We start from the raw sequence: 22895 nt of genomic DNA on the forward strand, positions 1-22895 counted from the left end.
ATCATGACCGACCTGCCGCAGATCATTCGAGCAAGCGCTGAAGACCGGCGGGGACTGTTCCAACAAACCGGACAGCGTCTCTCGTGCCCCCCGGAGAACATCGAAAAGGACTTTTGGGTCTGTTGGATCCTCGACGCGCTCTACAACAAGGCGGGCATCGAGCAGCGTCTGCTTTTCAAGGGCGGCACGTCACTCTCGAAGGCCTTCGATCTGATCCAGCGGTTCTCGGAAGACATCGACATCACCGTATTCCGCGACGACCTGCCCGGCGAAAACTTCCCGTCAGATGACGATCTCCGCGCGATGGGATCGAACGAACGCAAGCGAAAGCTTGACGAAATAAAGGAGCGGTGCAGCAGTTTCATTAACGGCGAATTCCAGAACGCGCTGACGAACTTCGCCGCTGGTGAGCTCGAAGGACTGACGTTCAAGATCGAGCCCGATCCGGACGACCCCGACGCTCAATCCCTGCTCTTCCACTATCCAAGCGCATTCGCGGATTCCGACGAGCGGTACGTCCGACGCGTCGTGAAGATCGAATCCGGCGCTAAGTCGGCGCTCGATCCGCATGAGACGAAAACGATCAGTCCATATTCTGCCACCGACACCGACGGCCTGGACCTCACCGTGCCAAACGTGCTGACGATCAAGCCCGAGAGGACGTTCTGGGACAAGATCATCATCCTACACGGACAGCGACACTGGTTCCAGAACAGAGGGGAGCTCTACAAGGACGGGCAGCGATTGTCGCGCCATTACTACGACATATTCCGGCTTCTGACCTCCGAACACGGCGAAGCCGCACTTAAAGATCTGGAGCTCGCGGAAAGCTGCGTTCGCCATGCCCGCCTCTACTTCAACCGGAAGCCTCTCGATCTCGACCAGGCGACTCCCGGAACGTTCGGTATCGTACCGGTCGACGGCATGCTCGAACCTTTGAAGGCGGACTACCAGAAGATGGCCGGCATGATCTTCGGAGGATCCCTTCTTTCGAGGATATCCTCGGCAAGATTAAAGCAGCCGAAGCGACCTTGAACGCCACCTGACCAAAGTCTCAATCGGTCCTCCACCGGCTACAACCCTGCCGATGGACTTGCCGACGTGCCTGCCGTCGGCGGCCGTCGCGAAGTCGGGTACCCACATCATCGGCGAAACCCGGTGGAGCGATTGAAAACGAGTTCGCTGGACGCTTAGCCTCGATACGGCTTCGATGCCAGGCGCACGCCGCCGTCAGGGATTCCTAAGTTCGGACGGGCAAAAGGCTGCACTTGACGATTGCGAAGAATGTGCGACCATAGGTTGTTCACGGAAACGGGGCGGGAGGAAGCCATGGCGCGAAAGCCGACCAAGAAGCCGAAGGTGAGCTTGATCGTCTCCGACGACAAGGACGTAAAGTTGAAGGTCCGACCCGGCAAGCTGCACGTCGTTCAGGTCGAAACTATCACTCCGGATCTGAAGAAGGCCGGTCGCGTCGGTGCTCGGCTTTGCGGGTACGGCACGAATATCTGCCTCGCCATCGTCGATATCGACAAGTGACTGCAGCGCGGCATCGTCTGCGATCATCGCGCTACAACTTCTGCGTCCCGCTAGGCGACGACAACGTCCTGTACAACGCGGGTACGGGCGCTTCGGTTCGGCTGTCGGGCCAGGACGCGCGCGAGCTTGCGCAGCTGCTTTGCGGTCCTCCGCGGAGGGTCGCCGCCAAGACGATCCCGCGTACGCTCCTCGCCACACTACGGCGAGGGGGCTTTCTCGTCGACCACGAATTCGACGAGCTAGACATGATCCGCGAGCGCTATTGGCATGCGCGTGGACGGACGCCTATGGTCATCACCCTCACGACGACGCAGGACTGCAACCTGGGTTGCTACTACTGCTACGAAGAGAGATCCCGCGATGCTCTCGCAGAAGGCGATGTTCCGGCGATAGTCGATTGGACCCGACAGCGCCTTGTCGCGTCGGGTAAGGACAGCCTTCACGTCGACTGGTACGGCGGAGAGCCGCTCCTCAACGTCGATTTCATCGATGCAGCGTCCGCTGCGCTTCAATCGTTATGCAAGGAGATCGGGGTAAGTTACTCCGCTTCCGTAATTTCGAACGGGACATGCTGGCCGGACGACATCGCCGGCTTCGTGAGGCGACACCGCCTCCGGCAGGTGCAGATTTCCTTTGACGGCCTCAAACCGAACCACGACAAGAGACGCCGATATAGAAGGGGCAGGGCGCCCGATCCGTCTGTCTCCTCGTTCGATCAGGCGACCGCGGTGGTCGACGGATTGCTCGAGGTGGTACGCGTCGACGTAAGGTTCAATGCCGATCACGGAAACCAATGCGATTTGGACGGCTTCATCGCCTTCTGCAAGGACCGCGGCTGGTTCGACAGAGCGTTTCCGTGCGTTTTTCAACTCGCACGGATATCCGACTTTTCCGAGCGCGCCGGATTTCTTAGCCGCACGAAGCTTTCTGAGGAAGAGTTTGAGAGACTTCGCGAACGGTCCCGGCAGATGGTCCCCGACGAAGCAACTCTCGACGAAACCACAACCCGCTCGCTCTATCCTTTGCCAAGGACCTCCGTTTGTGCAGCGCTGGCCAACGATTCGATCGTGATCGGAGCGGACGGCAATCACTATCGGTGCGGGCTTCAAGTGGGCGAGAAGGACCGCCCCGTCGCCATCCGCCGTGCCGGAGGCGACATGGTGCCCGGCCGCGATGCGGCCTGGTGGACCGGCTTCGACCCAACGCGGCAGCCCAATTGCAGCCGCTGCTCGTTCCTTCCGGTCTGTTGGGGCGGCTGTCCGAAGAAGCACTTGGAAGGCGACTCGCATTCCTTGCACGAGCAGAGCTTGTACTGGCGCAAAGCTTTGCCGCAGAAGATCGCCTGGCAATTCGGAGTGGCCCTCCAGGAAAGCGAATTCACATTCGCCGAGTCCGACCAGTTTAGGCCGGCTTCTCTCGACCCTTGATGTCCACCTGGTTCGGTACCGACAGCTGGACCTCGAATGGATGTCGAGTCCAAAGCTTTGGCAGAGACAAATGGTCCCTCCCGCAACTGCATCGCGTCGACAGCCGCAGAGCAGAAGTGCGCCTGCGACCGCAGTCCAGACATCGACAAACTAATGCAAACAATATTGCATAAGCGAAGATCAGAGGCGCGCAGAATGCCAGCACGCCGATAGCGAACTGAAGGCTCGATAGGCTTGCGATGGTGAACGCTCCGACCACCAGAATGGCGGCAACCGCGTCACCTATAGCGCTCCATTTGCCCGGCCTTGTTTCGCCGGTTGCGGCGATGCGGACGCCGTTCAGGAAGGCGAGCAGGCCGAGGATGGCGGCCGTCATGAGCGCGATGCGAGCACCCCCGATCAGCGTTCCGCTCCAAATCCGATCGGCGATCTGGTCGAGCGAAAATTCATGACGCCAGCCGTATAGGACTTCCAGCACGATGCGCGGGATCTGTGTGGCTAGACCCGCGACCAGAGCGTAGATCGGAACGAACAGGGCGTACCGACGTGGGTCCAAAAGCAGACCCAAACCCAACCTTGCAAGATCAGCGCGCAGAACGGCATACAGGAAGAGGCCGGAGGCGACAGTCAGGCCGAAATTCCAAGCCTCTCTCGCCACGCCGAAAAAGTCGCGCCAGCCCGCCGTCAGCAACAATGTCAACGGCTGCAAGCCCGACATGACCAACGGATACAGGATCACCGAAATCAGGATCAGGTCACGATTTCTGATCACGCGGGTTCGTGCGGCCGGATCAGGATGCAGATTGAAGAAATCTTTGAAGGCGTCGAACGGCCGGAACGCCGGCGGCTGCTGGGCGGCGAAGACGTCGGCCAAGGCGTCCGTTCCGGCAAGTTGGGAGCCGCGGAAATCGTGGATGTGCTCGCGGCGAACGACGAAGAAGTATGAATAGACGAAAACGATCGCGCTCGAGAGGATCAGAACCGCGAACTGGGAGGACAGGCCGGCAAAGATAGCGCCATCGAAGACCGGAATGAAGCCTCCGAAAGGGGGATGGCTGCCGATGCCTCTGCGATCGATGAAACCGAGCACCAGGCAGAATATCGCGACCGCCCAGCCGAGCGTTCGAAAATGCAGGAGGATGCCGCGTCTTGCCCAAATTTCAAGCCAGGTTTCGCCAAGTTCGAGGTGCGATACTTCATGCCCAATCATGGCTTCGAAGGCACGTGGTTGATCGCGTTGTCTAGCACGCTGATTGAGACCGACGACGACCGCATCGCCGGACGGCGTCACGCGTTCTCTGGCTTCCAACGCGTCACCGTTCTTCGGAGTGTACAGGAGGCGAGGCTGCGAACGCAGGGTCGAACGTGCCGCGATCTGCTCCAGCGTTGATCGGATGGGATCGAAGGACGGGTTCACGGCAAGTCGTTCTAGTTTCGACGCGGCATTCGTTCCGTTTCGCCATCGGTACAGCGATGCAGCTGCGATGACGATCGCGCCAAGCACGGTCAGGCCGATCATCGAAAGCACGACGTTCTGATGGATGACGTCGCCCATGTACCGTATCGGGTAGCCCTCCCATAATTTTGCGAGAAAAAGATACTGCAGACAAACCGAGATGATGATCGCCGCCGCGGCGGGGCCGTCGGAAATGCCGAGGCGGCGCAGCAAACTCCTGGGATGGGTCCCCTTCATTTCTTCGGGCCAACCTTGGCAAACAGCTTGGCGAAACCGGCCTCGAGTTTAGCCTTCTCGGCCGCGGAGAAGCGGCTCTTATTGATCGCCGACGACACTTCCTTGCGAAGCTTCTCCACGTCGTCCTTCCTGGCACGACGATCCAGCACCCGATCGAGCAGGGACCCTATGGCCGTCTTTACTCTGTCCTTCACGACGTCCTTGGCGACGTCCCCGAAGAACGCCAGAAGAAACGGAGCGACCATGGCGGCGAAAGTCGCGACTTCGGCCCCGCCGATGAAGCGGCCCTCATCCTGTGCGTCCGCGCGATGCCATTCTTCCACCAGCGCATCGAAGCCGTCTTCCACGACGAACGTGTCGTCAGGCTCGACCTCGGCGACGATAGCAAGGGCCCATTTCTTGAGGTTTTCACTATTCACTTCCGTCATGATCTCTCTCCAAGGAAAGGCAGTGCAGGTGCCGCCATCGACATGGTCCGTCAGCAATTGTTGCCGGAATGCTGCGGCGCGGCAATGCACAGCCGAGCAATAGGTCTGTCGGCCAGAGGATCGTTGAGAACAAGGCCGGGTGGGCGGCCCCATTCGACCTGCTGAAGGAAGGGCAGGTTCACCTCCGCCTTGGAGTTGCAGGCTTTGAGGGGAGCCACTAAGGCCGAGTTCGAGTGGCTCCAGCCGGCGAAGTCGACCGAAAAGCAATATTCTCGTGGCATCTGCTCCGTACTGTCGTCGATTGTAGCCAAAAGAGTATTTATCGACCGGCTTCCCTGCGGAGTGATCAGCTTCCCACCGACCATCAGCCTGTATTTGATTCCAACGAGGATATCCGCGATGTCCGAATGTACGGTTTGTCCACTCCATTCGATGACCGTGCGTACCCGGTTCTTACCGCGATAATTCCGGTTGCTCGCGACGTCGTGGAGATCGTCGGCACTGAAAGTCACGCTCCGGACGTCCGCCAATACCGCCTTCTTGCTCGTTCTCGCATTCGTGTCGACGTTCTCTAGGAAAACGCTGACGCTTTCGGTCAGCCCCTTCGCATCCCATTCGACCTTCACCAGATCGAGAACGGTCAGCGCGAGGTCGGCGTTCGCACGTGCGGCAACGGGCGGTCTGGCCACGATTGACAGGGGCTCAGGCCTTGCGATGAGCCAAATGCCGAGGCCGACGAGTGCGGCGCAGACTAGAAGCACTATCAAGGTCAAGACGTTATGGAGAATGACGATGAGGCGGATCAGTTTCACGTCCTGATCGTTCACCACACTGCGGACGGCCGTGTCCCGTTCGATCAATTGACCGATGCGCGTCGGCGTGAGCGATGCGTAATCCTTGATGTCGACATTTGGAGCGGCGCGCAGCTTATCGACGACGCCCTTCATGAGGTCACCGCCGATGCGGTACTGGCCGGCCCAGAGATAGACGAAGAAGCCCACGATGCCGAGAACGGCTGGCAATCCCTTCAGAAAAACGAATGCATCCACGTCGATTGTCTCCGCACGGTAGAATTTTGCTCAATTTTCGCTTGCAGGACAAGTCCGGCGCAATCTAAGTGAATCCATGGTCGCGCGGGAGGAAAGGCTGCGACATTCGTGCATGGTATTAGATTTTAACGGAGATTTGTGAGGGGCGTGGGGACAGATGAGCGTTCACAAGATTCGCTATGTAGTCCGGCCGCCCAGCGCCTGCCCAAAGGAGTTGCTTTCCGGCATAAGTCCCGGCGGCCAATGCGAGGTGGATACCGATTTCGTGGCCGCATGTGCCATCGGAGAGCTCCTTCAGACCGGTGGCGGATCGAGCAGGCCATTGGCCCTGCTGTTCGAAGAGCTCCTCGTCCCCGGCGGAGACGGACTCATTTGGAAGGGCAAGGGGCCTGGCCGCGGCAAGGAGATGCGGCGCGCGTTTTCGGGGTTGTTCGGGCGATTTTTCGCCCGGGCTTACCTCGCCCGATACCACGGTTTCGATTGGTTCACACCGATCGACGGAGATCCAACGAACGTCTCGAAGCGTCTGCGTGTCACCAGACTAGCCGGAAAGGGGACCGAGCTTCCGGATTGGATCTGCGGCTCCGGATCGGGTCGAGTTGCGGTCGCCGAGGCAAAGGGTACCAGTCAGGCATCGAACGGCACCGGCACCGGGTTGCCTGGTCCTATAAAAACTGCCGACGGCCAACTCAAGGGAGTCGTGGTCGAGAGATTGCGGAACGTGGCCGGGAAGGAATAGCTGGACCGCGGTTCGCGCAAAGGGCTGGGCGGTCATGTCGCGTTGGGGGGTCGAAATCCCACCACGAGGTGCTTTCCTCTACGTGCTGGATCCGGACACGCACGGCGAACCCCCGTCGGCCCACGAACGGGACGATATAGTTCAGGACATTGCCCGGGCTCATGTCGGCTACCTTCTGGCCGGCATGGGGTTCAGCGAGATGGCATCGCAGCTCTTGGCGGAGCACGTTGCCGGCGGCAACAGGCCTCTGGAGGGAGCGTTCCTCGGGTCTGACGGTGAGGACTCCGCCACCTATCTAGGCGTACCCGTTGGGCCGCTTGGCGTGCTGCCGTTTCCCCTCGGTCAAGCTCAGACCCTCGCCCAAGCGATGCCGAACTCGATCCGGTTCGTAGGGGTCGATGCGGATGTCATCCGGAGAGCTCTCGCAGGCCAACGCCTCGACGCGAGGGCGCGCCGCAGCGACGGACCGGTTCAGATCGGCGGAGACGGTCTGCTCTATGCTCCGATAGATCGCGTTGCGCCGCGTTCCTTGGCGATCTGACGGAAGGACGATCCCTCTCGTTCGATAGATAGGGCAGGTTCCGACACTTGGAGCTCGAAGACAACCGAGGACTGAAATGCCCCAGCCAGAATGGGAGCGATACAAGATTGCCGACAAGTACGCCGAACTCACTACCGTGCGGCATATCGTGCACCTGCCTGTCGCCCGCCGGATCATCGAGGACGGACGGATAAAGTCCGGGCTTGTCTTCGACAAGAGCCGGCTCAACAAATCACGCATCAGCGTCACCTGGCTGTCGGCCAATAATTGGTCGCTGGGGTCACTCTATGGGACCGTCGAATTTCAGTTCGATTGGGAGAAACTCGTCAAACACAAGAAGATCTACTGGGTCGAGGCGATGCCGAACTACCACCCGCCGGCCTTCCGTTTTCTCATGGCGTTCGAGGATATCGCTTCGCCGTTGGTGACGAAGTACGATCCGGAGAAGGATGACGGCCCATTGAGGCGTGTCGACGGGAAGTGGCGGTGGCATCCGGATTTCTGTTCAGAGTTTATGGTTGCGGATGATTTTCCGTTGTCGGACATCTCGGGATTGGACTTCGTCCGGCATCACCAGAATTACTGTCGAACCAAGCCGGATTGCTTCGAGAAAATCGCAGACCCCTCGCCTCAGACGACGTCAGGCAAGCTTTTGTCCTACGTTCTGGCGCATGGAGTCCACGCCTTGGACAAACACATGCAACCGGATGGCAGCGGAAGGAATCGGCTCCTCGACATGGCCAGCGCCTGGTTGTCGATCGGTTTCAATCAGGTGGAATATGCTGGATCGGTCGCCTCGAACGAGGATTGCGATTCCGTCATGAAGGGCGCATTGGCGCTCTTCGCAGTCGATAAAATGGATGACGGCAAGAGGCTTTTGAAGCTGATCGCAGGAAGCGCGCAATCTGTTTCCGCACTCACTAGGCTGATCCGAATTCATTTCGGCTCGCCTACCTGGGACTTCGGCTTGTGATTTGCGGGAGATCAGCGCTTGCGCCGGCTCAACCGATCTTGCCCATGGCGACGAGGTGCCCGTCGGAGCCGATCTCACAGTACGTCGCGGCTGTACCGACTATGATGAATACCAAAGGGTCGGACTTGTGCCTTCGCAACTGCTTGCGCCACGACCGCCGGTCGACCCAGGACGGCGTTGGATGCCGCTCGGGATGGGTGTGCCACTCGCCCACGAAGTTCACGGCCCCTCCACTTTCGAACCACTCTCTGCTCGCGATTTCCTGATGGCCCTTGTCCTGCCGCACGAATCCGAAGCGGGTGCGGCGGTCTTCCGGCATCGGAGTCGTGCACTTCAATACTTCGACGTGCGGGCCTCGGTAGCGTCCCAAAAGTATGCCGCCGGCCTCGCGATCCGACTCCGGCGGAGCCGCGAAGCGCGCGAGCTCTTGCGCGACGGCGTCGGCGAGGGTCACCAGACGGCCCTTCGCGAGAAAGATCATGCGCTTCCGCCGCAGGCGGGACACTTGACGACCCGCTTGGGATTGCCGTCCTTCACCTCGTTGGCGGTCCGATGATCCATCGTGAGAGACCGCCAGCGATGACGCTCGCCGTTGTTCGCCCAATCGAGAACCATGTCGCACGCGAGGCCGGCCGCGCTAGCCGCCCGCGACACGGGGAAGGGGATGTAGTGGGCGTCTCCGCACGCGAGATTCCGGGCGGTCTCGATTTCCACTCCCTCGCGTAGCAGCCGGAATCTCTTCTCGCCTGCGAGCTCAACCTTCAGACACTTGAAGCAGGCGAGATCGGGATCGTGCGACATGAAGCCGACGGCGGCGGCACCGTTTCCTTCGAGCCAAGTATAGAGGATCGGCGGGAAGTCAGGACGCTTTCTTACGGCGTAGTCGTTCAGCGCGATCGACAGCGCTTCTTCGCCTGTGGCATCGATGCACAGGTCGTACCGCTGCAGGATTGCCAGCTGCTTCATGATCGAATCGCAGCTGAACCCGATGTCCAGGTGCGGCAGCTGCTGGCCCAGAAAATCGGCGCAGGCTTCGGCCTTGTTCCACGTGAGATACGGCGCGCCGAGGAGGTGCCGGCCGAGATTCGCGCCCTGGAGTTCGTCGTCGTCGACGAGCATCAATCTTCCGCCGCCGGCGCCGGCACCGCTTTGAGCCAGGTGCTGCGCAAGAAATCCGCCGACCGTTCCGCATCCGATCAGCAGGATGCGCTTTCCTGCGAGGTTCTTCATGTGACCGAGATTCCTCGAAAAGACATAGCCTTCATCGGCGGGGACTCCCACATAGCCCGAAATTTCGACAGCGGCCGGTATCCGATCGAGCGTTCGCGCGATGCTGGCTCGCCTGTTCTTCAGGAATTCCGGCGTCCGATAGGGTTTGGCGATCTCCGCCGATACGAAGAACCTTCCGTTCGGCGCGGACAGGCAGATCCATTGGATGTGGAGATCTTTCGTCCTGGCGAACGCCGCTTCGATCGATCCGAGCGCATTGGGGGCCATTTTCTTCAGCCAGCCGTTGAGCTGCGCCAGATCCTTGGGCGGCCACGGCAGCTTCGGATCGAACGAAAGCGGCGGCACCAGAATTATCGGGCAAAGGATACCTGGACCAGGATCCTTCACGGTGTTCCTCCGGTGCAGCTTCGCGAAACTTGTTTTGTCGTGGGAGACGACGATGGTTTTGTGCTCCGGATCGCGGTCCAGCCTGAGGATGTGGACCTTCGCGTCGCCTTCGAAAGAAGGGGGCAGATCGACCAAGACCTCGCCGTCCGACCAGTAGCCGCCGAACTCCTCGGCGAGGTCGTCGACCAGGCGGCCCCTTACGGCGTCACGCAGCACCTGGTCCGCACGCTCGAGGCACTGGATGATGGTCTCGGCGGGCTTGTAGCGGTCGAGCACGACGCTCTTGCGGTCGAGATAGCAGAACGTGCCGTCCGAGCGGAGCACATGCGGGACCTGCCCCTTCGATCCCGCTTCCGGGTCGGTCAGGCAAATGACCGGAGGCCTGATGAAGTCGAGGTCGTCGACGGATACGACCGCCGGGACCTTGAGTCCGGTCTCGTCGAGAAGGCCGATGTAGTGAAGGCCACGACGCGAAAAGTCGCGCCGGAAGTTGCGCTGACTGAAGGCGTCGTGAATGCGCCGGACAGAATCGTCGTCCCGCTCAGGCACTGGTCGATTTGCCGACCGTGGGGGCGGCGGCGATCCTCGGAGCATGCGAGCGTATCTCGGCATGCGCGGCCTTGGTGACGTCGACGAGATCGATCTGATCCGGAATGCGGTCACCGAACAATGCGGTCAGCCTTTCAATGGCTTCTTCGGGATCGAAGCACTTCTCGACGATCTCTGTGAGCTCCGCATCGAACTTCTTGGCCATGTCGATCGCGATACGGCGGCTGGCCGCACTCAGTCTGCCGTCGACGCGCTCGTCGCGGTCGGTGGGATTGTAGACCGGGCCTTCCAGCAGGCGCGGAAGACGTTCGGCGATCCGCAGCAGCGCCAGGTCGTCACGGCCGGGAACGTTCGGACGGCCGAGGTCCTCGCACGCTTCGAAGGCGCACACCATCAGAAGGATCGACGATACGTCGTCGAGATGGGGGCGGTGGTGGTCGCGCCAGGCCTTCAGGTACCGGCAGACGCGGCGAAGCACCGGACCATAGATCTTGATGGCCTCGACGAACCAGTCCCGGATCTTGCGCGGATCCGACGAGATCCAGTCGTGCTCGCGATGGGCGAGCAGGACGCAGTCCGACGGCAGCGCGTCCCAACGATCATCGCTGTCGACGCGCGCATCGCGGGCCATAGCGTCGAACGACTTCATCTGCTTCTCGAGCTTCTCGAATTCCGCATCTGGAATCGCGTACAGCGGCACGTCGATGTGCGAGTTCGACGAGATCACCAGCCGCGAGCAGGTCGGCTTCTTCCCGAACTGCCAGCCTTCTTCCTTCGCGAGCTTCTCGAGCGCGGCGTCAACCACCTTGAAGAAGGCGGTAGCGGCGACGGAAGGCCGCTGTACGCCCTGGATAAACGTCATCGGGAGGTAGGCGCCGTCGTCGAGGTCCATCTGCTGCGGCGGGGTCCAGCACGGATCGTTGATGGTCCGATATGCGAAGCTGCCCTGCGTGAAAAACCGGGGATGGACTGTCACGCCGAGCTCCTGCTTGGTCAAAGCCGCGAACGTCTTGCGCAGGCAATCTCGAACCTTCTCGCGCGCTTCCATGAGGCACGCGCGGTCGGTATCGGCGATGTTCAGGTTCTTCAGGAAACACGCCGCGTCGCCAGACGCGTGCAGCACTTTCGAGACGTTGGCCATGGCCGATCTCCATCTGGAAAAGCGAGGGAGATCTAGACGGTGGACAATGCCCTCCAGTCGCACAACCGCGCGAATCAGACTCTATCTTGAGAGTCCACTAGATTGTAGAACAGAAAATGAACATTTCATACGGGATTCCCGAGCCTCGGTGGATCTCCGATGCCACAGCGTGCTCCGAAACTAGAGATTGCAATGACTTTTCAGATACTTGCTCTCAGCGGCGGTGGCTTTCGAGGCCTGTTCACAAGTTCGGTCCTGGCGCGCCTGGAGGAGCAGGCAAAGCGCCCCCTTCACGAATGCTTTGACCTGATCTCGGGGACATCGGCAGGCGGCATTATCGCCCTCGGTCTGGCGATGGGAAAGAAGGCCGAGACGATTCAGGAGATGTTTCTCAAGCACGGGGAAGAGATATTCCCCCGCGGGGAGACGCCGAAAAGCCGGCTGGCGCAAATGCAGGCCCGGTGGTTCGAGTGGCGACATCCCAAGTACGACGGTACGGTGCTCCGGAGCAAGATCGAGGGCGTGCTCGGCGCCGACGCCAAGCTCGGCGACGCGAAGACGCGCGTGCTTGTTCCGACGGTCAACATGACCAAGGGAAGCGTCCAGATGTTCAAGACCGCGCATAATCCGAGGTTCATGACCGATTACAAGGTGAAGGCCGCGGACATCGCCATGGCGACGGCGGCCGCGCCGCTGTACTTCCCGATGGCCGAGATCGGGAACAGCTATTTCATTGACGGCGGCGTGGTCGCGAACGCACCTGACCTTTGTGCGCTGCACGAAGCTGTCCAGTTCCTGGATCAAAAGATCGAGGACGTATCGGTGATGAGCATTGGCACGACCACCAGCAAATTCTCGCTGCCGACGTCGGCGGGACGCAATTTCGGCCAAAGGGACTGGCTCGAGAACAACCGGCTTCCATCGACCATCATTTCCTCGCAGCAACAGCTGGTCGATTTCATGCTCAAGCATCAGCTCGGCGATCGCTACATCAGGTTCGACGAGCAGCCCTCCGCCGAGCAGATTTCCGATCTCGGGATGGACCTCGCGACCGAGAGCCGGCGGAAGACCCTGCTAGGGATGGCGGACGGTTGCTATCAAGCGCTGTGCAACGATAGGCGCGTCATCGATATGTTGGCACATCGGCCTACCAAGCCGACGTTCTATCACGTGTGAACTACGCAAGAGGGATCCAACGCGTAACATCGGCAGATTGCCTGAAGGCCGCGAGCAGGTTGAGATGCGAGCTACTCGTGGGGCCGGAAAGCTAGTGCGGGATCATCGAGGTTAAAGTTTCGGTCAATGTGTCGCAATCGAGATTTGCCAAATGGAACGTTGAAGTGAAACAACACGACTATTCGTTGCACGGTGGACTGAACCGAGCCAAGGTCGGACGCTACCTAACGTTGATCGCCGCGTCGGTATCGGCTGCGATCGTTTTCACGCTGCTTTCCGTGGTCGACGTGGCGAACCGCTTCGGGCTCAATGTCAACCTGCCACCATCGGTCCTTTCCCTCGTCGGTGCGGGCATGGTCTTTGCGGCGCTCTATTGGACGCTCGATCGGTACGCGTGGCGATGGCCCTTTCTGAATGCGGCGCTGAAGGTCCCGGATCTCGCTGGGAGCTGGTCCTGCGAAGGACGAAGCCTCAAGCCCGACGGGAGCCTCGGCTACGCATGGAGGGCGACCCTCACGATCTTTCAGACCTGGGACAAGATCCGAGTGAGGCTGAAGACGGATCAATCGGGCTCCGACAGCATTGGGCAGCCCTGATCTGCGACGACGCAGAGGGATATAGGCTTCTGTACAACTATCGGAACGACCCGGCTATCGGAGAGGTGGACTTAAGAAGCCATCTCGGTTCCTGCATGCTTATTTTCTCGAAAGATCTGGAATCAGCAGAGGGCGAGTATTTCAACGGTCACGGCCGCTTCACATTTGGCACGATTAGTTTGAAGAGGGACCATGGTAAGGGACATCAATAGTCGACTGAACAAACTGCGCCTGCGTCGCAGGGGCGTCGACCGTCTTGGAAAACTCAACGAGGCTTCCCGCAAGGAAGTGTTGTCGAAGAGCTTGGCTGCGGAAAGCTGGCAGAATAGGGCTCCGTCGCATGCTTACACGCGATATGCGCTTGGCGCGATGCAGGAGGTGGGACCTGAGTACACCAGAATCAGTGTCGAAACGGCCGAGCGCGTGGGCAACCAAATCCAGAAATCCATCGATTCGGTCGAATTTCGGCTTCAGGGGTCGGTGCCCCTCAACGTCCATATCCGGGGAGTCAGCGACGTCGATCTGCTCGTGCTGGAGACCGGTTTCCTCATATTCCACTCGTCGGGGCCCGCGGCAGGCACCTATGTTCCCACGGCGCGCAACTCGCTTGGAGTGCTAGGCGAACTACGTTCCTCGATCGAGAAGATCCTGCCATTGAACTTTCCAGCCGCCGACGTCGATACGTCCGGTGGGAAGGCGGTCGCCGTTTCTGGAGGGTCTCTGGCGCGACCGGTGGATGTTGTTCCGTCCCACTGGTACGATACCGTCGTCTACCAGCAGTCTAGACAGATTCACGACCGAGGAGTTGTTATTCTCGATCGCAAAGTGCCGAAGACAATCGAGAACTTCCCATTCAAACACATAAAGCTGATCGAAGATCGTTGCAGTTCGTGTCTCGGCGGCCTGAGGAAGGCCATACGGCTCTGCAAGAACGTCAAGGCTGATGCGGTCGAGGAGGGTACCAAGATCAATTTCCCCAGCTTCGACATAGCCGCTACCATGTATCACGCGGATCAGACGGCCTTGAAAATCGGATATCTCTACGAGTTACGGGTCCTCGCGGAGGTGCAGCGACATTTGGATTACCTGTATCACAACCCTGAAGAAGCAAAGAAGTTGCGCGTCCCGGACAGCTCCCGGTTCATTTTCGACACACAGGAGAAGTACGAAGGCATGAAGGCGCTCTCACATGAAATCGATGATCTCGTGAAGAACGTCGCCAAGGAGCAGAAGCCGCAACTGACGTTCGATCTGGGCATACCCTGGGGGGTGGCGCGAGGCGCCATCGAGTCGATCGAGATACCGAGTTAAGTCGTCGGGCCGCTAAAGCCTATTGACGCTGCCGCGTTCGAATCTCCACGTCGTGCCCTTGGAGACCAGGTAGAGAGCCAGGATCCCGGGAACGAGGGACATCGCCACGCAACTGTTGAACGCCGATCCTTTGTTGACAGGTGGGGGTATCTCTGAGGGGGGAGGGAAGAGGCGGTAGGACCACCCCGTGATGGTACAGCGCGAATGATGATCTACGGCAGCCATGATCGCTCCATCGTGAATCGCCTCGTTAAAAGCGATTGCTGCTCGCACGGTCTCCGCAAAATTCTGGTCGAGGAATTGGCCCACCTCGGGGGAAGGATCGCGCGGCATTGGCTCGGCGAAACGTGGTAGGTTATTCTGATGGTAGAGACAGCAAATCAGCGGATCGAAAGCTGCTGGACGTCCAGCCAGAATCCTGAAGATTTCGTCTATTCCAGTCATCGCGGCTTCGGTCTTCGACATGATCAACTTTCTTCAGACCCGGCTTCTATTTACGATAGTCGTCTGTCTGGCGATAGCGATATTCGCAGGGTTGAAGTTTGCCGATGTATTCACCGGCAACACCTACGAAGACGTCTGGATATTCTCCAGGTATGTCTTTGGCATACCTGCTGCTCTTGCTGTCGTCATCTACGGGGCATGGCGTGCTATCCCGATACTTCAGCGTATGACATTCCCCTATTTGGGTGGCCGGTGGACCGGTGTGCTGCGCTATGGTCCACCCGACAGGCAGGAGCTCAGGGATGCCACGCTGACGATCCGACATCACTTGAGCGGGATGTCTCTTGTCCTCGAAACCAGGGAATCGACCTCGACTACGCTGGCGGTTGTAGCCACACGCGATCCTACCGGCACGCAATACCATGTGTACTACGTCTTCGAGAATCGACGGAAGGCTGAGTACACTAAGCCTGGGCTTCCTACGATTTATCGAGGCGTGGCTATAATGAGTGTTGGGATGTCGGGGACGAAGACTTTAAGCGGTGAATATTTTACGGACCAGCCGACAAATGGCATCGCCGAGTTCAAACTGGAGAGGCACGCCTGGTTTTAGGCGACGATGCCGCGCCCGATCTTGCGATCGGCGGGTGTGGGCGCATCCATGACCGGGCTGTACCGCTAAAGGCCTCGCAATCGATTGGGCGCAGTTGTCGACGCAACGGCATAAGCTCTATCGGGCGGCGCTTGACGGGGTCATCGGCGGAAAGCGGATACGCTTGGCCTCGGCGTTTGTTGCCACAATGAAATTTCTGAATCTTAGGCCCTGATCGGTTCATTTATTTAATTGGACGGTCGATTCGGTAATTGCGATTCTGGCGCATGTCCGAACTCACCGTGCAATATCTCGTGCTCGAGCGTCGCGATCCGGCCCGTAACATGGCGCGGTTCTATGTGCTCACGATCGAGCCGACGCTGTTTGGCGATACGGCATTGGTGCGTGAATGGGGGCGCCTCGGTGGGCGCGGTCGACGGCGGCTCGATTTGTTCGATGGTCACGCGCAGGCCGTCGAGGCCCTTGAGTGTTGGCTCAGGCGAAAAACCAGTCGTGGTTACGTCCAGCGGCACTCGTCAAGCTGTGACCCGGCGTGAGATGCTGGGCTGGACGAAAAGCCGAAATAAGTATATCAAAGTAATCTAAGGTCGTTTCAGTCCTATTCGCAAGAATTGCAAAAGTATTCCATAATCTTCATTATGCGAATCCAAGTAATCCTAGCCGATCACAACCTCTTTTAGTATCGAGCATTTGCAGAACGAGCTATTTGCCAGCGCAGCAATTCAACCCAACTTGCCCTGCCCCAACGCGCTCTCGTGCTGATCAATCAAGTGACGAGTACGCGAGCTGACTATTTTATCTTCGATATTCGCAGCCGTTTGAAGCAAACGTTCTCAAGCCGTGAAGTCGACCTTGTCCGTCCTTCCCAAGGCCGAACGTAAACGGAAGTGGCTTCTCAGCTTGCCAGTTCCCTCCTCGGCCACCCGCTTGCGAGCGAGGGTCCGACAGGCCTCCAGAACGTCCCAAGGGATCTCTCCGAGGTCATCGGCGACCTCGACAAATGACCGCCAAGCGGCGGACGACAATCGTTTCGACACTGGCTCGAGCAAATCGTCCAATGCAATACCAGCGTCTGTTTCCGCATCATTGTCTGATCCGAACAGATAAATACGTCCGCGCCAGATGATGTAGTGACTTTGACAGCCGGTATCGCGCCAAACAGAAGGAAACACACTCATTTTTCCTCCTTCCGCATTGTAGATACGCCAGGCGGGCCCACTTCTTGGATCGAGGTTGACTGGAAATCGTTCGCCGCAACCGCAAGGACAGGACAACACAAGCCAACGTGGACCACCGCGGTTGACCAGGACAGCATCGCCGGGTTTCGACAGGTGCTGGTCCGCCTCGCCTCGTGAAGAAACCTTCGCCCGAAAGTTGAGAATGACGATGCCCATGAATTCGCCTCACTGCGGTGCGAAGTTGTTGTTGAGAATGCGCTCTGCTAACACGTACGCAGCGGCGCGACGCTCATCCTCAGGACCTTTCAGGTTTGGATCTTTGGCCGCCTTGTTCAGAAGGGCCAGTGCAAGAGCCGCTCCGTATTGATCTGCTGACGCGACACGCGCGGCATAGTGCCGGATCTGTCGCACGGCTTCGTGAAACCAGCGATGCGGATCGCGCGGATCACCGTGCCCGAGCAGCATGTCGAGCGGCTTACCACCATACGGTTGCTCAATCGACCTCCACCACTCATCGAAGGACCAGAGCTCATGATTATCGAAGGCATCGACCAATAGGCTGGCCTCCAAGGTCGCTATGTCCCACACCAGCGGTCCATCCTGATTGGCATAGAAGTCGATGACGAGCGCCTCGTGCCCCCTCACCTGAACATTGTCGACGTGGAGATCGCCATGAATCTTTGCGAATAACACCGGAGAACTTGCGCAGTATTCGAACAATGTAAACAGTCGATCGCGGTCGCATCTCGAGCCGATCGATCGCGCCCTTTGCATCCGGCGCCGGTCAAATTGCTTTGGAAAGCGCGGACCCAGGGTCTGCGAAAGTGGCGTATCTCGGCGTTCGATATTTCGATACCACGCTTGCAGCGTTCGATCGAACAGGCACGATATTGCCGGCCCGGCCCGGCCGCTCCGTGCGGCAAGCCTTAGACTCTCGCAGGATTCGATGAGATCGCCGACCAGCACACCGCGTGTCGATCCGAGACAGCATAAATCGTAGTTCAATCGCGGCCCGAGATTGAAAGGCACGTATTTCTCGACATTCAATTGGTAATTCTGAAATTCTTGAAAGATCTTGCTGCGATCACCGAGTTTGACAAAACGCGGCATAGTATGAAAGGCGCCGAAGACCGGGTAGGCACGGTATACGGCAGCCCCGGACCGGCCTTCGGTCATTGGACTGAAATGCACGGCCGTGTAACCTCTGAATGCGCGCTTCAGAAGGACTTGGCCAACACCAGCGTCGTTCTCTCCAAACTCGCATTCGGGAGCGAAGCTGAAACTGACAGACTCTTGTACGGCCTCGCCGGGGAGATGCCGAACCAAGAAGTTGGCCGCTTCCGACCAATTGGCAATGGGCGACAAGATGGTGACGTGCGGCAGCGGGGGGAGAGGCATCGGATCGCCCAATGATCTCTGCCACGTGAACTGATTGCGCAGGACGTCGCTCGGAAGGTTGCTGGCAAACACACGCGCCTCTTCCAGACATCTATACACTTGCGGAAGACCAGCAACGCCGAACGGCACGACAAAGACGCGGCATTCGTAATCAAGCAGGTGCTTAAGGCAGCTTCGAACGATTCGCTGGAATCTTGATGGGTAATCTTGTTGCTGGACGATTACGACGGCGGCAAGGCTCGCCAACAGAGCAGGCTCCATCGGCTGAAAAGCGGTAATCTGCTGTTGTCTGATCGTGAGGCCGCGGTCTTGAAACGGCGCCTTAGCCTCAGCCGGGGGATCGGCGCCGATCCAGCCAACCTCCGACCGACCAAAAGCTGTAACGTCAACGATTGACATTTTGAGCGAGACGGCCTTGGAGAGCCAATCCATCGCCCCTTGCCAAAACGCCTGCCCGCGAGCAGACGATGCAGTCCTGGACGGGCTCACCCTTGACCGACCGGAGGCGACTTCTCAGACCATCATACAGAAGATGCCGCGCCGGCGATGGCACGCCGACAACAGCGGACAAGAACATGGTGATGGCGAGCGAGGTAATAGTGCTGTTGATCGAGATCACCGCGGGCGCAGGTTCACGAGCGCCGACGAGATAAGGATCCTGCTTGCGCTCGGCCTCCGACATCATGTCGCGGCGGACCTCGTTACCGTCCAAGAGGCCACCGCAGGTGAGGCAAGCCAATCCAGGCGACAGCATCTGGGCGCGGCCGGTAATGTGAGTGATCTTGCCCCCCTTAACGGCGATAACCGTCCCGATATCGATGCAAGGAATGAGATATTGATAAGCTAATTGCTGAAGGACGGCTCGACTACCGTGTGAATCGGTGCAGCAAAACAGCACATCAACGTCTCGCAATTTCTTTGCGGTTTCGACGAAGACGACGTTCTCTTGAAAAGAGGTGACTACGGCACGAGGTTGAACTGCGCGAATATATCGCTCGGCCACCGCGACTTTGGCCTGCCCCGTATCGGCAGATGCGGACCCTGCCAAGCGGTTCAAATTAGTCAGCTCGACGTCATCTGGATCAACTAGAACGAACTCCTTGACGCCGAGGTGAGCCAATTGCTGCACAGCCAGCGATCCCGTGCCACCAAGTCCCACGATCCCCACCCTGAGGCTTTGGAGGATGCTCTGCCCGGCACGACCGAAGGCCCGAACCTGCCGATCGTAAAGATCGGAAGGGTCGTGTGATCGACTGGGATCAAACAGGACTCGTCGATCATCCCCTACCGCAATCAGACGAAGATGTCGGTCGCTTCCAAGGTAGCGACATGCATACCCTCCGTCGCTCACAACAAGGGCCAGATGCTGCAAGTCAGGGGTTCGATGCCGAAAGAAGTGTGCGAGAACCTCCTCGCCCGCATCGTCAATGCGCGAAAACTCGGGCGCGGCCCTCCCGGGATGGCTATGCACAAACACCAGGCTACTTTTGGTCCGCGCAGCAATCTTTGCCCACCTGGCGATGAACGCAGGCCGCAGCTCTGCTTCGAGTTGGCTGCGCCGAGTGTAGTCGTCTTCAGCGGGCACTACGACCTCTCGCACCAACACCCTTGCACGACCGTCGGCCCGAGACGTTCTGCCGCACATCAAGACCAAGCATAACTCGGTTCGACCGCCCAGCACGGAGCGCCGGACGAAGTCGAGATCGGCAAAGGTGATGAGAAGATCGTCCACTATCGTGCGGGGTTTAGACGTTGCGCGATGACGTTGACATAGGTCAGCATGTTGTCGCGATTTGGATTCCAAGATTGCAAGTGCCACGAAAACCAAGTGCCTCGCGGCTCACCCCCTGGGACCGGATTGGCATCGTTCGAGGCGGTTGGAGCGCCGCCGTCCACCAAGCGAACAGGCCCCGGTTCCAACCAGAAGCAATCCGGTTGTGCCGAAGGATATCCCGGTGGCAGCAGAAAAATGACGGTCCCTTTAGCGATGCTCCAACCTTCTGGAAGATCGAATTCCGGAATCTCAACCAATACAGCTCCGTTGGACATCGGGGTTCGACGCGCCAAGGGAAAATGCTGTTGGAGCGCCGCAAACTGCTTATCAATGATTTCCATGTCCAAATGTCGCCGGCGGCACTGCAAAAAAATGCTTGATCCGATCGTTCAGGGGCACTGTATCTGGGTCAGCGATCGGACGATCCGGCGTGTCTCCCTGCTCTTCCAAAAAAAGCTGATAATTCGCTTCGATCTTGGCGATCCGCTTAATGTCGGCCCCGGAGAGATAAGAATGCTCGGTCTCGTATTTCACCCCATCAACGAAAAAGTGGAATTCCTTTTCTTTTTTGTCGTTCATGATCTCCTACCTGCTCCGGTGCGGCCTCCCGACGAAGACCGATGCGCATGCTATCAGCTAGAACAAATAAAGAACAGTGTCAAGGTCTTCTCCCCTTGGATCTTGCAGCTAGGTGCCTGTCAGTTGCGCCGAGTTCGTGCGGCTCAACGTGACTGGCGGCTACCAGCGAGTGGCGAAACGCCGCCGCTTCGCGCGGGCCTAGCTGCGTCCTGGATCGCGGAAGCAATCTAAGCGGCTGCTTGCGGCGCCGCGCGCGGGTGAATTCTTCAAGCTTGCACGTCAACTATCCTCAATCCCGACGCGGGCATGACCGTTCCGAGCTGGAGTGCTACGCCATCACCACGCCCGCACCTCCAAGACAAACCAACGAATGAATGGCGTGAGTCGACAGGAGGTCTCGAGTGCCTCTAAGATGTAGGGAAGTAAGTTCGCGGAAGCCGCGTACGGGTGGGGCAGTGAACTTCCAGGTGACGGTTCTCAAGGTGCTGGTCAGCTATCCGGACGGGTTCGCCGTCCTGGAGGACATCAAGCGCGATATGGCGATTCTGGCCACCAGCGGACGGGACTGGGCCGAACGCACGAAGCGATTGGCGGCCCGCGTGCCTGACCTGGATATCTTCTCCCAACGTCTCATCGAGCGAAGGAACGGCGGCTGGCGCATCACTGATAAGGGACGCGAGGTTCTCGCGGTCATGGAGGCGCGGCCCGCACCAGCTCAGCCAATGGAGCTGCCTGATGCCCGCGCGGTCGAGGAGCCGGCGCCAGCCACGACACTGTCGCCGATGCCGTCGATCACGCCGGTTCGACGCCTGCGCAAACAAACCCGACGCCAAGCGTTGCGGCAGTTGCAACGTGCGAGAGCTCGCTCGTGAGCAAAGGACGGGCCTTGGCTCCAGCATCGAAGATGATTGATTCGTATAACCTTCATTATGTAATATCCGAAGTTGAGTTTGCATCAAATTGTGTAGTCTGAAGTTGGTCCCTAAGTACCTGCTGTCGTCGGTTGCGTAGTCGCGTGATCCCCGCTAGAAAAGTCATCTTCAGCAAGGGTGCTCACAATGGACGACTATTCGGACGACATAAGACGACCGTTGTGGCCGCGTATCGAAGTGTATGCTGGCGCAGGTCGCAAGCGTCGGCCGGATGTTGGTGCTGGACGCTGTAGCGGAACCGTTGGAACGTTCAAAGAAGTGTGGGCCTCAGAGGCAGGCCTCGCGCAAGAACCGGCTTTGCGCAAGCCCGCCATTTAACCGATGGCAGCATCATTAGCCGTGAACACGGCGTCTACGCCGGGAAGCTGCGCATGCGCCAGCGTCGTGCAGGCCGTGTTGCGGTCCAGGATCAGCCGACGTGGGTCAGTAAGGCCGCTCGCAACGGCGTTGTCGCGAAATCCGAGCCGGCGGCGGGTCGTGCGCGGGTCGGTGCCGTCGATGAACGCTAAGTTCTTGCGTCCTTGCGCGACGAAGTGCCGGGCGACGGTATCGCCCGCCTGGTAGTTATCGAAACCGACGACTGCATCGATTGGAGACGATGGCAGCTCCCGTGTTTCACCTACGGGACTGCGTGCATGCCGCAGCAGGCGAGCGCCCTCCTCCGTTGCGGGTGATCCGACCATGATGATCGCCTCCGGCCGCCGCGACAGCAGTGCAGTCAGCAGGCGATCCTGCGAGGGGAGAGTCGTAGCGCGACTGCGCGAGAATGACTGAGAATCCGAGCGGTTCGAGCACTGACAAAGGCGCCTGCGCATGCCGAGCGTCGATACAGACCACTGGAAGATCAGCCCTACGAAGCTCGTGCCACAGCCAACTCGCCATCGTCCCGGTCTCAAAACAAATGCGCTCGGCGTGTGGAGCTCGCTTGCGGAGCAGTGCCGTGAGCGCCCGGGGTCGGACTTGGCCTTTCCCTCTAACAAGACCTGACCGACCTCGTCGAGCACACACACTGACGTTTCATTCTGCGAGACATCCAGCCCAACATATTGCTTCATAGCCCCTCCGATTCGTAAGATGGTGGAGGGCTTGAAGATAGTGGACCTTTCGTGCCGCGGGCGCGACCGCAATTACGTCATCGTCTGCAATATTGCCCCCCTAAGCCGGGATCGCGCCCAACATTGACCCAGTTGGGCTGTTGCGC

The 22895-nt window shown here is 59.0% G+C and carries 25 protein-coding genes and 1 pseudogene; 12 read left to right on the forward strand and 14 right to left on the reverse strand.

The window, feature by feature from the left end; translation table 11 throughout:
• The first annotated feature begins 3 nt into the window (after positions 1-3).
• From ACWAT4_RS41035 to ACWAT4_RS41045, 3 genes are all read left to right on the forward strand, one after another.
• Complete coding sequence (locus ACWAT4_RS41035) at positions 4-1035, forward strand: nucleotidyl transferase AbiEii/AbiGii toxin family protein (RefSeq protein WP_232995576.1); 1032 nt, start codon at positions 4-6, stop codon at positions 1033-1035.
• Between the two features lie 294 nt (positions 1036-1329).
• Complete coding sequence (locus ACWAT4_RS41040; RefSeq protein ID WP_050631493.1) at positions 1330-1536, forward strand: hypothetical protein; 207 nt, start codon at positions 1330-1332, stop codon at positions 1534-1536.
• A gap of 245 nt (positions 1537-1781) precedes the next feature.
• Positions 1782-2963, forward strand: a complete 1182-nt coding sequence (locus ACWAT4_RS41045; RefSeq protein ID WP_128929577.1) for a radical SAM/SPASM domain-containing protein — start codon at positions 1782-1784, stop codon at positions 2961-2963.
• On the opposite strand, the gene ACWAT4_RS41050 is transcribed toward ACWAT4_RS41045, so the two are convergent.
• The 3 genes from ACWAT4_RS41050 to ACWAT4_RS41060 are packed head-to-tail and all read right to left on the reverse strand — an operon-like array spanning position 2938 to position 6133.
• On the reverse strand, positions 2938-4656 hold the full coding sequence (locus ACWAT4_RS41050) for a hypothetical protein (RefSeq protein ID WP_128958738.1): 1719 nt from the start codon (positions 4654-4656) through the stop codon (positions 2938-2940). The two genes, ACWAT4_RS41045 and ACWAT4_RS41050, sit on opposite strands and share 26 nt — an antisense overlap.
• Complete coding sequence (locus ACWAT4_RS41055) at positions 4653-5141, reverse strand: hypothetical protein (RefSeq protein ID WP_128929575.1); 489 nt, start codon at positions 5139-5141, stop codon at positions 4653-4655. The genes ACWAT4_RS41050 and ACWAT4_RS41055 overlap by 4 nt, the downstream gene beginning before the upstream one ends.
• The gene (locus ACWAT4_RS41060) at positions 5135-6133 is read right to left on the reverse strand and encodes a hypothetical protein (protein WP_128929574.1); all 999 of its coding nucleotides are present in this window, start codon (positions 6131-6133) and stop codon (positions 5135-5137) included. The genes ACWAT4_RS41055 and ACWAT4_RS41060 overlap by 7 nt, the downstream gene beginning before the upstream one ends.
• A gap of 157 nt (positions 6134-6290) precedes the next feature.
• On the opposite strand from ACWAT4_RS41060, the gene ACWAT4_RS41065 reads away from it, so the two are divergent.
• Both ACWAT4_RS41065 and ACWAT4_RS41070 read left to right on the forward strand, forming a co-directional pair.
• Positions 6291-6872 carry a hypothetical protein gene (locus ACWAT4_RS41065; protein ID WP_128929573.1) on the forward strand — a complete coding sequence of 194 codons (582 nt, stop codon included), beginning with the start codon at positions 6291-6293 and terminating at the stop codon, positions 6870-6872.
• Positions 6873-7489: 617 nt separating this feature from the next.
• Complete coding sequence (locus tag ACWAT4_RS41070) at positions 7490-8386, forward strand: hypothetical protein (protein ID WP_128929572.1); 897 nt, start codon at positions 7490-7492, stop codon at positions 8384-8386.
• A 28-nt stretch (positions 8387-8414) separates the two neighbouring features.
• Here ACWAT4_RS41070 and ACWAT4_RS41075 read toward each other — a convergent pair whose 3' ends face one another.
• Genes ACWAT4_RS41075 through ACWAT4_RS41085 form a run of 3 tightly spaced genes read right to left on the reverse strand, consistent with a single transcriptional unit; the run spans position 8415 to position 11693 of the window.
• Positions 8415-8867 carry a Mov34/MPN/PAD-1 family protein gene (locus ACWAT4_RS41075; protein ID WP_128929571.1) on the reverse strand — a complete coding sequence of 151 codons (453 nt, stop codon included), beginning with the start codon at positions 8865-8867 and terminating at the stop codon, positions 8415-8417.
• Entirely contained in the window at positions 8864-10552 is a 1689-nt protein-coding gene (locus ACWAT4_RS41080) for a ThiF family adenylyltransferase (RefSeq protein ID WP_164934235.1), read from the reverse strand. Before ACWAT4_RS41080 ends, ACWAT4_RS41075 begins: the two co-directional genes overlap by 4 nt.
• Complete coding sequence (locus ACWAT4_RS41085) at positions 10545-11693, reverse strand: CBASS cGAMP synthase (protein WP_128929569.1); 1149 nt, start codon at positions 11691-11693, stop codon at positions 10545-10547. Before ACWAT4_RS41085 ends, ACWAT4_RS41080 begins: the two co-directional genes overlap by 8 nt.
• Before the next feature lie 192 nt (positions 11694-11885).
• Between ACWAT4_RS41085 and ACWAT4_RS41090 the strand changes: the two genes are divergently transcribed.
• From ACWAT4_RS41090 to ACWAT4_RS41105, 4 genes are all read left to right on the forward strand, one after another.
• Positions 11886-12869 carry a CBASS cGAMP-activated phospholipase gene (locus tag ACWAT4_RS41090; RefSeq protein WP_164934236.1) on the forward strand — a complete coding sequence of 328 codons (984 nt, stop codon included), beginning with the start codon at positions 11886-11888 and terminating at the stop codon, positions 12867-12869.
• A 128-nt stretch (positions 12870-12997) separates the two neighbouring features.
• Positions 12998-13465, forward strand: a complete 468-nt coding sequence (locus tag ACWAT4_RS41095; RefSeq protein WP_371825247.1) for a Cap15 family cyclic dinucleotide receptor domain-containing protein — start codon at positions 12998-13000, stop codon at positions 13463-13465.
• Positions 13369-13677, forward strand: coding sequence for a Cap15 family cyclic dinucleotide receptor domain-containing protein (locus ACWAT4_RS41100; RefSeq protein ID WP_210214794.1), 309 nt, complete (start codon positions 13369-13371; stop codon positions 13675-13677). Before ACWAT4_RS41095 ends, ACWAT4_RS41100 begins: the two co-directional genes overlap by 97 nt.
• Positions 13658-14776: a nucleotidyltransferase family protein gene (locus ACWAT4_RS41105; RefSeq protein WP_128929567.1), complete on the forward strand. Its 1119-nt coding sequence runs from the start codon at positions 13658-13660 to the stop codon at positions 14774-14776. The genes ACWAT4_RS41100 and ACWAT4_RS41105 overlap by 20 nt, the downstream gene beginning before the upstream one ends.
• 12 nt (positions 14777-14788) lie before the next feature.
• On the opposite strand, the gene ACWAT4_RS41110 is transcribed toward ACWAT4_RS41105, so the two are convergent.
• Complete coding sequence (locus ACWAT4_RS41110; RefSeq protein ID WP_128929566.1) at positions 14789-15241, reverse strand: hypothetical protein; 453 nt, start codon at positions 15239-15241, stop codon at positions 14789-14791.
• On the opposite strand from ACWAT4_RS41110, the gene ACWAT4_RS41115 reads away from it, so the two are divergent.
• Together ACWAT4_RS41115 and ACWAT4_RS41120 are read left to right on the forward strand one after the other, a co-directional pair.
• The gene (locus tag ACWAT4_RS41115) at positions 15240-15833 is read left to right on the forward strand and encodes a Cap15 family cyclic dinucleotide receptor domain-containing protein (RefSeq protein WP_128929565.1); all 594 of its coding nucleotides are present in this window, start codon (positions 15240-15242) and stop codon (positions 15831-15833) included. The two genes, ACWAT4_RS41110 and ACWAT4_RS41115, sit on opposite strands and share 2 nt — an antisense overlap.
• A 266-nt stretch (positions 15834-16099) precedes the next feature.
• The gene (locus tag ACWAT4_RS41120; RefSeq protein ID WP_128929564.1) at positions 16100-16369 is read left to right on the forward strand and encodes a WGR domain-containing protein; all 270 of its coding nucleotides are present in this window, start codon (positions 16100-16102) and stop codon (positions 16367-16369) included.
• 297 nt (positions 16370-16666) lie between these two features.
• Here ACWAT4_RS41120 and ACWAT4_RS41125 read toward each other — a convergent pair whose 3' ends face one another.
• The 5 genes from ACWAT4_RS41125 to ACWAT4_RS41145 all read right to left on the reverse strand — a co-directional run bounded on the left by ACWAT4_RS41125 (position 16667) and on the right by ACWAT4_RS41145 (position 20762).
• Complete coding sequence (locus ACWAT4_RS41125) at positions 16667-17227, reverse strand: DUF6527 family protein (RefSeq protein ID WP_128929563.1); 561 nt, start codon at positions 17225-17227, stop codon at positions 16667-16669.
• A gap of 9 nt (positions 17228-17236) precedes the next feature.
• The gene (locus ACWAT4_RS41130) at positions 17237-18841 is read right to left on the reverse strand and encodes a phosphotransferase (protein ID WP_128929562.1); all 1605 of its coding nucleotides are present in this window, start codon (positions 18839-18841) and stop codon (positions 17237-17239) included.
• Positions 18795-19994, reverse strand: coding sequence for a HesA/MoeB/ThiF family protein (locus ACWAT4_RS41135; protein ID WP_232995573.1), 1200 nt, complete (start codon positions 19992-19994; stop codon positions 18795-18797). Before ACWAT4_RS41135 ends, ACWAT4_RS41130 begins: the two co-directional genes overlap by 47 nt.
• 146 nt (positions 19995-20140) lie before the next feature.
• On the reverse strand, positions 20141-20524 hold the full coding sequence (locus tag ACWAT4_RS41140) for an E2/UBC family protein (RefSeq protein WP_082847948.1): 384 nt from the start codon (positions 20522-20524) through the stop codon (positions 20141-20143).
• Complete coding sequence (locus tag ACWAT4_RS41145; protein ID WP_042336969.1) at positions 20511-20762, reverse strand: multiubiquitin domain-containing protein; 252 nt, start codon at positions 20760-20762, stop codon at positions 20511-20513. The genes ACWAT4_RS41140 and ACWAT4_RS41145 overlap by 14 nt, the downstream gene beginning before the upstream one ends.
• 455 nt (positions 20763-21217) lie before the next feature.
• Here ACWAT4_RS41145 and ACWAT4_RS41150 point away from each other — a divergent pair, with 455 nt between their 5' ends.
• Positions 21218-21634, forward strand: coding sequence for a hypothetical protein (locus tag ACWAT4_RS41150; RefSeq protein WP_128929560.1), 417 nt, complete (start codon positions 21218-21220; stop codon positions 21632-21634).
• 374 nt (positions 21635-22008) lie between these two features.
• On the opposite strand, the gene ACWAT4_RS41155 is transcribed toward ACWAT4_RS41150, so the two are convergent.
• Positions 22009-22509 carry a type 1 periplasmic-binding domain-containing protein gene (locus ACWAT4_RS41155; RefSeq protein WP_128929559.1) on the reverse strand — a complete coding sequence of 167 codons (501 nt, stop codon included), beginning with the start codon at positions 22507-22509 and terminating at the stop codon, positions 22009-22011.
• Positions 22487-22749, reverse strand: a pseudogene (locus tag ACWAT4_RS41160) (IS110 family transposase); the annotation flags it as partial. The gene ACWAT4_RS41155 and the pseudogene ACWAT4_RS41160, both read right to left, overlap by 23 nt.
• Positions 22750-22895: the final 146 nt, after the last annotated feature.

The sequence above is a fragment of the Bradyrhizobium sp. T-1 genome (assembly GCF_053592855.1).

Excerpts from the sequence above, each read along its gene's own strand:
- ACWAT4_RS41035 (WP_232995576.1), top strand. The coding sequence starts at position 4 with ATGACCGACCTGCCGCAGATCATTCGAGCAAGCGCTGAAGACCGGCGG.
- ACWAT4_RS41040 (WP_050631493.1), top strand. The coding sequence starts at position 1,330 with ATGGCGCGAAAGCCGACCAAGAAGCCGAAGGTGAGCTTGATCGTCTCC.
- ACWAT4_RS41045 (WP_128929577.1), top strand. The coding sequence starts at position 1,782 with ATGATCCGCGAGCGCTATTGGCATGCGCGTGGACGGACGCCTATGGTC.
- ACWAT4_RS41050 (WP_128958738.1), bottom strand. The coding sequence starts at position 4,656 with ATGAAGGGGACCCATCCCAGGAGTTTGCTGCGCCGCCTCGGCATTTCC.
- ACWAT4_RS41065 (WP_128929573.1), top strand. The coding sequence starts at position 6,291 with ATGAGCGTTCACAAGATTCGCTATGTAGTCCGGCCGCCCAGCGCCTGC.
- ACWAT4_RS41070 (WP_128929572.1), top strand. The coding sequence starts at position 7,490 with ATGCCCCAGCCAGAATGGGAGCGATACAAGATTGCCGACAAGTACGCC.
- ACWAT4_RS41075 (WP_128929571.1), bottom strand. The coding sequence starts at position 8,867 with ATGATCTTTCTCGCGAAGGGCCGTCTGGTGACCCTCGCCGACGCCGTC.
- ACWAT4_RS41085 (WP_128929569.1), bottom strand. The coding sequence starts at position 11,693 with ATGGCCAACGTCTCGAAAGTGCTGCACGCGTCTGGCGACGCGGCGTGT.
- ACWAT4_RS41090 (WP_164934236.1), top strand. The coding sequence starts at position 11,886 with ATGACTTTTCAGATACTTGCTCTCAGCGGCGGTGGCTTTCGAGGCCTG.
- ACWAT4_RS41100 (WP_210214794.1), top strand. The coding sequence starts at position 13,369 with ATGGAGGGCGACCCTCACGATCTTTCAGACCTGGGACAAGATCCGAGT.
- ACWAT4_RS41105 (WP_128929567.1), top strand. The coding sequence starts at position 13,658 with ATGGTAAGGGACATCAATAGTCGACTGAACAAACTGCGCCTGCGTCGC.
- ACWAT4_RS41115 (WP_128929565.1), top strand. The coding sequence starts at position 15,240 with ATGATCAACTTTCTTCAGACCCGGCTTCTATTTACGATAGTCGTCTGT.
- ACWAT4_RS41110 (WP_128929566.1), bottom strand. The coding sequence starts at position 15,241 with ATGTCGAAGACCGAAGCCGCGATGACTGGAATAGACGAAATCTTCAGG.
- ACWAT4_RS41120 (WP_128929564.1), top strand. The coding sequence starts at position 16,100 with ATGTCCGAACTCACCGTGCAATATCTCGTGCTCGAGCGTCGCGATCCG.
- ACWAT4_RS41125 (WP_128929563.1), bottom strand. The coding sequence starts at position 17,227 with ATGGGCATCGTCATTCTCAACTTTCGGGCGAAGGTTTCTTCACGAGGC.
- ACWAT4_RS41130 (WP_128929562.1), bottom strand. The coding sequence starts at position 18,841 with ATGGATTGGCTCTCCAAGGCCGTCTCGCTCAAAATGTCAATCGTTGAC.
- ACWAT4_RS41140 (WP_082847948.1), bottom strand. The coding sequence starts at position 20,524 with ATGGAAATCATTGATAAGCAGTTTGCGGCGCTCCAACAGCATTTTCCC.
- ACWAT4_RS41145 (WP_042336969.1), bottom strand. The coding sequence starts at position 20,762 with ATGAACGACAAAAAAGAAAAGGAATTCCACTTTTTCGTTGATGGGGTG.
- ACWAT4_RS41155 (WP_128929559.1), bottom strand. The coding sequence starts at position 22,509 with ATGCGCAGGCGCCTTTGTCAGTGCTCGAACCGCTCGGATTCTCAGTCA.